Origin of the sequence: Pseudozobellia thermophila, from assembly GCF_900141855.1 — a bacterium.
Classification (GTDB): Bacteria; Bacteroidota; Bacteroidia; order Flavobacteriales; family Flavobacteriaceae; genus Pseudozobellia; species Pseudozobellia thermophila.
Window position 1 is genome coordinate 66,029 of sequence record NZ_FQYU01000013.1, and the last position, 10,195, is coordinate 76,223.

Annotated in this window: 6 protein-coding genes and 1 rRNA gene; 2 read left to right on the forward strand and 5 right to left on the reverse strand. The window is 46.6% G+C overall.

Features of this window, described 5'->3' with window-relative positions; genetic code table 11:
• Positions 1–3 precede the first annotated feature (3 nt).
• The 5 genes from BUB37_RS19580 to BUB37_RS19600 all read right to left on the reverse strand — a co-directional run bounded on the left by BUB37_RS19580 (position 4) and on the right by BUB37_RS19600 (position 7,274).
• Entirely contained in the window at positions 4–2,766 is a 2,763-nt protein-coding gene (locus BUB37_RS19580) for a CHAT domain-containing protein (protein WP_170863198.1), read from the reverse strand.
• Between the two features lie 180 nt (positions 2,767–2,946).
• On the reverse strand, positions 2,947–4,344 hold the full coding sequence (locus tag BUB37_RS19585; protein ID WP_072995531.1) for a S8 family serine peptidase: 1,398 nt from the start codon (positions 4,342–4,344) through the stop codon (positions 2,947–2,949).
• A gap of 35 nt (positions 4,345–4,379) precedes the next feature.
• Positions 4,380–5,078 (reverse strand): TapB family protein, encoded by a 699-nt coding sequence (locus BUB37_RS19590; protein WP_072995532.1) that lies wholly within the window; start codon positions 5,076–5,078, stop codon positions 4,380–4,382.
• Between the two features lie 9 nt (positions 5,079–5,087).
• Complete coding sequence (locus tag BUB37_RS19595; RefSeq protein WP_072995533.1) at positions 5,088–6,431, reverse strand: OmpA family protein; 1,344 nt, start codon at positions 6,429–6,431, stop codon at positions 5,088–5,090.
• A 243-nt stretch (positions 6,432–6,674) separates the two neighbouring features.
• The gene (locus BUB37_RS19600) at positions 6,675–7,274 is read right to left on the reverse strand and encodes a ribonuclease HII (protein WP_072995534.1); all 600 of its coding nucleotides are present in this window, start codon (positions 7,272–7,274) and stop codon (positions 6,675–6,677) included.
• 138 nt (positions 7,275–7,412) lie between these two features.
• Between BUB37_RS19600 and BUB37_RS19605 the strand changes: the two genes are divergently transcribed.
• A complete protein-coding gene (locus BUB37_RS19605) occupies positions 7,413–9,413 on the forward strand; it encodes a putative porin (RefSeq protein WP_072995535.1) in 2,001 nt (666 codons plus the stop codon).
• A 638-nt stretch (positions 9,414–10,051) separates the two neighbouring features.
• Positions 10,052–10,195, forward strand: a 16S ribosomal RNA gene (locus BUB37_RS19610); the annotation flags it as partial.

The window sequence follows — 10,195 nt, forward strand, 5'->3', positions numbered from 1 at the left end:
GAGTCAAGAGGGCCTGTTTCCCCTTTTGACCACCCAATAGACGACAAATAACAGCAAAAGGCCAAGAACGGCCCAAACCATCGATGGCCACGGACGAGCCGTATCCCTTATCGGGGCGTTGTCCCCGATAATGACCAGAGCGCTCCAATAGGCCGGAGAAATGTTGCTGCCCCGATACTTGTTGATATAATCGATTTTGGCCTTCCGAAGGGCGGCCGATTTGGTGAGCCCCTCATCAAGACCTTGGTAAAAAGCCGCCATAAGTTCCTTACTGCTCTTGTCATTGGTAGACCATAGGGAAGATACCACGCTTTTCGCCCCGGAATGAAAGAAGCCCCGGGCCAAGCTCATCGCCCCTTCGCCCTTTTTTAATTCCCCGATAGAGGTATTACAGGCACTCAAAACCACCATATCGGCCCGGTTTTTTATGGCGTACACTTCGTTCAAGAACATTTTTTCGTCACTAAAGGCGATCCAAGGGTCGTTTTCTTCGCCAATATCGGCATGGGTAGAAAGATGTACAATGTTATAGTCGTTTACCTGTTCCAAGAACCTTGCTTTTGTTGCTTCTTGGTTCATCAACCTTTTTCCGGAAAAGATTCTTTCCGCTTCTTCCACTTCCGATTTACTAAACACAAGTTCTGGAAGTCCCAGAGTGTTAAATGTTACAGGGGCTATGGCCAACAGGTCGTTTTCGGCCACATCGTCGACCTGTTTTTTGGCGTTTAGGTACGACATCGAATAGGCATACCGGATCTCGGCATCCTCGATAAGGTAGGTAGGGCCATCGAGGTCTGTGACAAAGGCTTCAAAAGGAATTTGTTGTAGGATGTAATCGGTAATGAGGGTCAGTTTTTTTCCTTTAATTGTCCCGTGCACGGTTTCGGGTACCAATTGGTTAAAAATTTGGTGGGATAAGGTATTGAAACGCGTCAGCTCGTCTCGGCTGGTGGTCAGGTCGGTCAACCGGCCGTAGAGGGCTATCAGTTGTTCGTTCAGGTTATTTACGTCGTCAAGTTTAAAGAAAGTGCTTTGTTCGCTTGATGTCAGCAGACCGTATCCTTGTTCTTCGTTAAGGATGTATTGGAGTACGGCTTCGTCTTCCGAAATGTAATCGGACATAAAATCGGTATGGGAGAGCAAACGGACTTGTTTTTTGATGTTGGCATAGTCGGGAAAGGCCGCAGCCAGTGAATCCGAGAAAGCGTTATAGATCCGCTTGCTTTCATAGACCCGTTGCCTGACCGAATCGAGGGAGCTTTCGGAAGTAGGTTCGAGATTCCTCAATTCGTTTTCGGATAAATAAATATTTTGTTTGAGCTTGAACTCGCGTTCTACGGTTTTTTGGGGCAATTGTGCCAATTCCTTTGCCTGTTCCACGGACACATCCTCCAAAAGCAATAAGGCCTTGTTGCGTTCCATATAATAATAGGCTTCCTTGGGCTTGTCGAGCAAGTAACAGGCCTGTACGGCCTTCGCGTACAACGAAGCCCCTTTTTCGCGCCAAAAGAGCTTTGATTGGTATTCCGTACTTTCCAATCGAATAAGGTCTACCAATTGATCCGCGAGGGCGAAGGTCTGTAGCGCATGGTTTAGGTGTTCCCTGTTGTTGTCGTATTCATAATACTTCAACCATCCGTTGGCCTTGGCGATTACATGGCCAAGCAAAACAACTTTTTCGCTGGCAAGTTCAAGGTCCTCAACGGACGGAAGCTCATCGAAACGTATTCCCTTTCCGCCGTCGGTTGACACTACAATGGCTTTTTGGTAATGGTACAGGGCTTCTTCGTATTTATTTTGGTCAAGGTATAAATCGCCTAGGTTTTCGTAAGGAAGGGAAAAATCTTCAACCAAGGAATTTGCCCTTTTTAAATGGATGAGGGCCTGGTCGTAGTTTTTTAATTTCAAATGGGAGTAGCCGATGCTGCTGTGTATGTTCGCTATATCCCGAGGCCCCATGTCCATGGAGTCTTTTAGTACTTCCTTGTGTTTGGCGATGGCCTGTTCGTAGCTGCCGTTTTCGATAAGTCGGTTGCCCTCCAAATGGTCGATACGCCTTCGGTATTGTTTGTCGGCTTCCTTGTAACGACCAATGAGGGAGTCCGCTTTTTTGAGGTTCAAGCGTATCTCGTTCGAAAATTCCTTAAGGCCCATTTCGGCGTAGGTCTCCGCCACTAAGATTTGGGCGTCGATATCGATGATGTATGGCGATGGGCTTGGGGAGGTTGGCATCCCGGCATCCAATAAGGTGACCTCTGAAAATTGATTCAGGGCCTTGTAGAAATCACCTGTGGTCAAATAATTGTAGCCTAGTTCAAGTCGGGCCTTTTGTATCCATTCCACGTCACTTCCCTTGTTCGAAATATGCAAGAAAGTGTCTCGGGCCTTATAAATTTCCCCTTTAAGACTGTAAAATACACCGAGGTTGAAACGGGTGTTGTCCAAAGATCCCTTTTCCAGGTCTTTTAGCCCCGACTTGATTTCCAAGGCCTTTTGGGTGTAATAAATGGCCTTTTCGATATCGCTTTCCTCCCCTGTGTCCCACCACTGTTCGTGATACCATTTATTGCCCACATCGTGGTAGCAATCGGCCAATTCCTTTGGGGACATATCTTTTGTATGGGAGGCGAAGAAAGCATCGATTTTTTGTTCGATCACTTCCTTCTTCGCATCCGTATGGATAATCTCGGTCAAGATTTCTTGTTGTGCCATGCACAAATGGCCCAAAAGAAAGAAAAGGATACAGTTGAATCGCAGGTTCACCATAGAGGGCATTCGGGTTACGGGCTAATCGATCAGCGGGTTTTGGAATTTGTTGGTCAAATACGGATTCTTAAATATAGAAAGAAATTTAATGGTAAATCGCAGTTTCTTAAAGTACCTGGGGCCGTAAAAAAAACGCCCATGGATGGCCATGGGCGGTTTCCCCCTCTAGGGTGGTTTAGGTTATTCTTCCCGGATAAGGGCCCTACCATCGACTATTTTGCCGTTGAGCTGGGGCGCGTGTTCCGTCAAGCTGAAAATACGGTTCTTCAGATCTTCGATCGGAAGACTGCCTAGGCTGTCGATCAGGGTTCCGGCCTTTCCCGACAAGGCGGCCGCGGCGTACGAAGTGCCATGTAGGGTTACCCTTTGTTTTCGGAGTGAATCGCTGGTATCGTAGATGATCTCATAGTTGTTGAAGGCCAATGCGATATCGACGCTTCCCTCGCTTCCATAATTTGAAAAATGGTGCAGGGTGATCGGCCGGGCACTGGGATTGATCGTATCGTACTCGTAACCCCCGACCGATATGATGTTGGGAGACTCGAAAGAGGACAGGAAATCTCCTTCGATGCCCGTATCGTTATCCTCGCCTTTGTTTCCGGCCGAGGTAATGACCAATGTGCCTTGGTCGTTAAGGGCTTCCAGCATCCCGGCAAAAATGTTTTCGGTTTCCCCGGCTTCCGACTCGTCAAAAAATTCACGTGGCAGCCCACCGCCAAAACTGGCATTTACGATATCGATCGCCGTATGAAAATTGTTGATGTCCTTTATGTAGGCCAAGGAGCAAAGCACGTCCCAGTACGATCCCCTTCCATTTGCGTCGAAAACCTTTAAAGGCAGGATTTGATATTCGACACCTTTCTTGTCGAGTTCGTCGGTTATGATCTTGGTTACGTAGGTACCGTGTCCGTTATCATCGACAAAGTAGGGGTCTCCTTCACGGATACCGTCGCCATTATTGTCGGCGGTAAAATTCCAGCCGGTACCCGTATCGTAGCAGTAGCTATAGTAACCGCTGGGAAACAAAAATTTCTCGGGGCTTTCGGTGTTCAGGTATCTTTTAAAATCAAGTCCGGTATCGATGACCGCAATGTTAACTGAAAGACTGGAGGCAGGGCCGACTAGGCCCACGGTATCGGCTAATACATCCTGTCCGGGCTGGGGAAATGGTCCGACGGGGGTAAGCTGAATGTCGAAGGAGCGTTCGCCCCGTGTCCCGCTGCGTCTTGAAAGCCTCTGGACGACACCTTCAATTTCAAGTTCATCGATGCCGGGGTCAAAAACCCACAATTCAATATTGGTATCCCCGCAGTCGCATTTTTGATAATTGAGCAAGGGGAAGTCTTGCCTTACCGAATCTTGTGAAACCCCCGGGTCGTATTTGACGATTACTTCATTGGGCGAAATAAAGATCTTGGGGTTGCCGCTATCCGCTCCTTCGTCGACCACAATATCGTCGTATACGATCGTGGTGTTGGGGTCGTCATCATTATCGAAGATGGGGTCGATGTTTTCAAGGTCGTCGCATGAACTGGCGATAAATGGAAGGGACAGTAGAAGCAGTGCTGTGGCTTTCATAGGGTATGGGTTATAGTTAGTGTTTTTTGTCGGTACTATTTGCTATATTGGGTCAGTTCCATTCGGCTGATCAGGGTTCCGTTCTTTTTGTAGCTTTCCTGTTTTACCATACCGATGCCTTCCGCCAGCCATAATTGTGATTTTGTCTCGATGTTTGCCCCCATGGTCTTGGTCAATTGGTCTTCGGTGAGCAAATAGCACTCGAACGTACCCGCAGGGGTCGTTACCTTCTCTTTTTTCTCTACTTTTCGGTTGGTCTGGTCGACGGAGGTCGTCATGTTTATACCGCCCATGCTCATTGATACCACTACATTGGCATCGGGCAGTTGCTGGCCGACGCTCAGGTCGTTGGGCAATTGTATATCGGTCCCCGAGATATCCATCTCCAATCCCATTTCGGTGTATTGCTGCATCATTTGCGAGGGGAAGAGCGATTCGTAGTCGATGGTAACGATACCGTTTTCACAGCTAAAGGAATAGTCCGTTTCAAAAACGTCCTCCCCTTTCTTGTCTTTGTACTTCATAGCAAAAGTGGCTACGGAAGCCGAACCTTCCTGTCGTACCTCGGAAACGGTGTAGTTTACCGTACCCTCTACCTTTCCTTTTTTATTGTAGTTGGTGTATTCGAACGAACTGCCTTCTTCGAGTGGATAGAATTTACTACAGCTGCCTTGGGCAAAGCTGAAGCTACAGATCATAAAGGACAATACGGTTGCTAACAATGGGGTTTTCATGGTTTTGTTTTATAATTTAATGAATTCGACTCGTCGGTTCAGGGCCTTGCCGTCTGTGGTGGCATTGTCTCCAACGGGCTGTGTTTCGCCCTTGCCTTCGGTAGTGAGTCTGTTTGGCGAGACCTTATATATGGATACCAGTGCATTTTTTACGGCTTCGGCCCGGTTTTTCGATAATTCGAGGTTTTTCGCATCATCACCGTCTGCATCGGTATGGCCCACGATCTTTAGGTTGATCGAATCGTCTTGTTGCAATACCTGATAGATCTGCCGGATAATGCCCATCGATTGGGGCTGTATCTGGGCCGATCCACTGTCGAACAGAATACCCGTGGTCGATATCCTTCCGTCTGCCAACAGTTTTCTTCGCAAGTCGACACCGCCCTTGGCTACCTTTACGTTGCCGATAAGTATGGATTCTTTGGTGGTATCGGTTCCGCGGAGCGTAAACTTGATGCCCTGCATCTGTACATTTGAGGGTAGGAGTCGCGGTACGTCGATGTATTTTTTCTCGTTGATCCAAAATCTAAAACGCTCTTTGTTGACGGCTACCGATATATGGTGTTTCTCTTTTACAACGTCTCGTATATTGGCTTTTACATCGTTTCGGATCACCCTTTTCGAAGCGATTCTGTTTTCGACGATTACCCCGGGGTCTATAAATTGGCAGAAAGAATATTCTACCATGCCCATGTTCGCCGATTGTTCAAAAGTGTTGTTGTCACTTACGACAATGCCGAAATTCGATTGTGATGAGGTTTTGTCGTCGAGTCCTATGGCAATGACGTCGAACTCCAGGGTAAATTCATCCGGTAATGGGGAAATATCGGGAATGTAGGCCATGTCGTAGCCCGGAAGTATTTTAAGCCATTTATTGGTTTCGCCTTCCACGGTGACCAGTTCGCCGCTTCCGTTCGTATTCCAACGCGATGGAAAATCACCGACAAAGTCATTCGAAAAATCATCTAAAAACAAGGGCTCGTCGCCAGGTACGAAGTCGAATTTACTGTAAATGCCGATGGGGGCGGTACCGTTTTGGGATTGGGACACTTGGTCTTTATTTCCCACACCGGACCCGTTGTTTTCGGGAGAAGAGGGCTGTGGCGATTTGGATTTCGAAACGGTCTTCTTCTTTTTGCCGCTACCCTTGGATCCCGGTTCAAAAATACTGTCCAAGGCCTGGTCGGTCTTTTCCGAGGTCTCTTTTTCTACCCGTCGTTCGACGGTTCTTTCTGCTGCCCTTTCGGCCGCTTTCCCCAATTTCTTAAGTAACTGTCCGTTGGCTTCTGGGGCCGATATAAAAACAAACAATAGGGTAAAGCTTAGTTGTAAGACATACATAATTCGTTTCATCGTTGCACAATTTTAGTGTTTTCAGTTTTTGTTACGGAGGATCCAAAAAGGGAAAATACCTCAATTTCTGATCCGATTTCACCATTTAATGCTTAGAGACCTGTAAAGGTTAACATCAAAACTAGGTTATACCTAAAACTGCCCAAGCGATCTTGTGTTTATGGCTATCAAGAAATGTATGAACGGTAGCTGTTTTTGTGTGAATGGTTGAAAACGAGTTTTTTGTCTTTGTAAGAAAATGTGCTAGAACTTCAATTGCAGCTGTTCGGGCAAGAGGCGAAAACTTTTGCGATGGTATTTGGTGATGCCGTATTTGCGAATGGCCTCGCGATGTTCTTTCGTGGGGTAGCCCTTGTTTTTTTTCCAGTTGTACATCGGATATTCCTCATGTAGTTTTTCCATATAGGTGTCCCGATAGGTCTTTGCCAATACGGAGGCCGCGGCAATGCTCATGTATTTACCGTCCCCCTTGATGATGCATTCGTGGGGAATGGCCTTGTAGGGTTTAAAGCGGTTGCCGTCGACGATAATGAATTCGGGATGTGGGGCCAGTTGGTCTATGGCCCTGTGCATGGCCGTTATGGAAGCATTGAGAATGTTGATTTTGTCGATTTCCTCGGGCCAAATATGGGCCACGGCAAAGGTGGTGCACTGGTCTTCGATAATGGGTCGGAGCAGGTTTCTTTTGCCGTGCGAAAGCTGTTTCGAATCGTTGAGCATCGAATGCCCGAAGCCTTCGGGCAGAATCAGGGCGGCGGCGGTTACCGGTCCGGCAAGGCAGCCGCGGCCTGCCTCGTCGGTGCCCGCTTCGAAAGAACGTAGTCTGTGGTAGGGTTTTAGCATGCCTTGAAAAGGGTTGGTAAAAGTGGGGCCAACTTACACATAATTGTGTTAATAATAAAGTAGTGTTATAGGGGGCTGTAAACTTTCACATTTAATTACGAACTAAAAAAATTAACTTTACGGCCGTAATCTGCATAAATGAAATATTTTCTTTTAATCCTTTTACTGAATTTTTTCAGCATTCGGCTTTATTCACAAGAAGACCCCGCGCTTCCGGCAAGGGAATTGGATACGACGGAGACTGCTGGGCCAAGGAAGGGGCCGGGACCAAGACCCATGCCTGCCGATACCACCTCCAAGAAGATAACCATCGAAGACTATAAGATTATTTCGTATGCACGCGACACGACCTTTTTAGATACTACCCTTACCATACAAAAGGAATATAAGTACAATTTTTTGAGGAGGGACGATTTCGAATTGATGCCCTTCGCCAATGTGGGGCAGCCCTATAACAAGTTGGGGGTCGACCTCAGAAACCCCAACTTTTACCCAATGATCGGCGCCAGGGGGCTGCACTTTAATTATATGGAGCTCGAAGACATTAAGTATTACAACGTGGCTACCCCGATGTCGGACCTGTTTTTTAAGACGACTTTTGAACAAGGGCAACTTCTCGATGCTTCCCTGGCCTTCAATACTTCGCGACGGCTTAACTTTTCAATTGCCTTTAAAGGGTTCCGGTCCTTGGGCAAATACCAATATAACCAAGCGGAGTCGGGACAGTTCAGAACAACGACCAACTATGTTACGGCCAACGGCCGGTATAGCCTAAGGGCGCATATCGCCGCCCAAGATATGGATATAGAGGCAAACGGGGGGCTCGTGAGCGAGGAAGAACAGTTCGAAAGCAAGGACCCCGACTTTACCAACCGGGTCAAGATCGATGTCAGGTTCAACGATGCCTTGAACCGTATTCTCGGTAAGCGTTACTATTTTGACCACCTTTATAAATTGGTAAAGAAAGATCAAGATTCAAGTAGGATGGAGAAGACATCACTGGGTATAGGGCACCAGTTCAACTACGAGACCAAATATTATAGTTTTAACCAAACCTCGGCCAACTCGTATTTTGGTGATGCCTTTCAGACATCCATATCGGACAGGGCCAATCTAAAGACCATGTACAACCAAGTGAACGCGGAGTTTTACAATGCCACCTTGGGAAGGCTTCAGGGCAATGTGTCATTATATAACTACAACTATTTTTTCAATAGTATTTTGATTGCCGAGGATGGTACCGTAATTCCCAATAAACTGAAAGGGGAGGAAGTGGCCATTGGGGCCGAATACGAAAAGCGGATCCAGGGCTTTGATTTTAGGGCGAAGGGAAAGTACAACGTGTCCGGTAGGCTGGGGGGAAGCTTCTTGCAGGCCTCGACGGCCTATCTGCTCAACGACAGGCATAAGCTTAGGGCCTCGGGGCACGTATCCGAACAAATGCCCAACTTCAACTTTCTTTTGAACCAAAGCGATTATAGCAACTACAATTGGTTGAACTTGTACACCTTTGACAAGGAGCAGGTGTTTGGGCTCAACCTCGGCTTTGAGTCCGAAGTCTGGGGCGATCTCTCGTTGAGCTATACCACGGTTGGCAACTATACCTATTTTGGGACGAATGTAGAGGCCACCGCCGAAGATGATGGCGATACCTCGATCGTAATGCCCCTTCAAGAAAGCAATGTTTTGAACCATACCAAGGTCAAATACAGTAAGGAGCTGAAGTGGGGCAAATTTGCCTTGAACAATACCCTGATGTACCAAAACGTATCGCAGGCGAACCAGGTGTTGAACGTTCCGGAACTGGTGACGCGAAACACCCTGTATTTCTCATCCGACGTTTTTAAGAAGGCCATGTTCTTGCAAACAGGTATTACCCTAAAATATTTTACCGAGTATTATATGGATGGATATAACCCCTTATTGGGCGAGTTCTATTTGCAGAACGACGAGAAATTGGGGGGCTATCCCATGCTCGACTTCTTTATCAATGCCCGGATTCAACAAACCCGGATTTATTTAAAAGCCGAACATTTCAATTCTTCCTTCGGCAAGACCAGTGAATTTTATTCGGCACCCAACTACCCCTATCGCGATTTTGTCATCCGCTTTGGCCTGGTATGGAATTTCTTTTCATAAAAGGTTAAAGATTTTTTTACGATTAAATAACTGCAAATCAGCCGGTTTAATTTTGGGTTGAAAAAACCTTTGAAAAATGTCTTGCAGATTTAAAAAACGGCTGTACATTTGCAGCCCGAAAAACAACAAAAAAGGGTTGTTTGACGGAGTTGAAAAAGTTCATTGATTTACTGTTTTTTGAACGATGTTTTATTCGGAAAAATTTTTCGATAAAAACATTGCAGGTTTAAAAAACAGTCTTACATTTGCCACCCCAAAACAATTAGAGAATTGTGCAGGGTTTTAAGGTTCATTTGTTTGCTGGGTTTTAAAAATTATGATGTTTGATTTGAAATAAAAAAAATCAAAAAAACATTGCAGGTTTAAAAAACAGTTGTACATTTGCACCCGCTTTGAGAGACATACGGCATACAAATGTCGGTCGATCGGGGAAGATTGGGGACCGGGAAGGTCCTTTGAAAAAGAGAATAAGAAGTTCATTGACATACTGTAGAGACGATAGCGAGCCGATATCCGTTTTGAGGGATATACAGGCGAGCTACCATATAAGTATTTTGGAACAAAAAGAATGGAACACAGATAGAGAGACGGGGCCGGGATGACTTTATCGGCGTTGGCGCGAAATTATATACGAATCAACGATGAAGAGTTTGATCCTGGCTCAGGATGAACGCTAGCGGCAGGCCTAACACATGCAAGTCGAGGGGCAGCGGGGAGTGCTTGCACTCCGCCGGCGACCGGCGCACGGGTGCGCAACGCGTATGGAACCTGCCCCTGTCCGG

What these genes read in the sequence shown, in the direction of transcription:
- BUB37_RS19580 (WP_170863198.1), bottom strand. Translation starts at nt 2,766, where the DNA reads ATGGTGAACCTGCGATTCAACTGTATCCTTTTCTTTCTTTTGGGCCAT.
- BUB37_RS19585 (WP_072995531.1), bottom strand. Translation starts at nt 4,344, where the DNA reads ATGAAAGCCACAGCACTGCTTCTACTGTCCCTTCCATTTATCGCCAGT.
- BUB37_RS19590 (WP_072995532.1), bottom strand. Translation starts at nt 5,078, where the DNA reads ATGAAAACCCCATTGTTAGCAACCGTATTGTCCTTTATGATCTGTAGC.
- BUB37_RS19595 (WP_072995533.1), bottom strand. Translation starts at nt 6,431, where the DNA reads ATGAAACGAATTATGTATGTCTTACAACTAAGCTTTACCCTATTGTTT.
- BUB37_RS19600 (WP_072995534.1), bottom strand. Translation starts at nt 7,274, where the DNA reads ATGCTAAAACCCTACCACAGACTACGTTCTTTCGAAGCGGGCACCGAC.
- BUB37_RS19605 (WP_072995535.1), top strand. Translation starts at nt 7,413, where the DNA reads ATGAAATATTTTCTTTTAATCCTTTTACTGAATTTTTTCAGCATTCGG.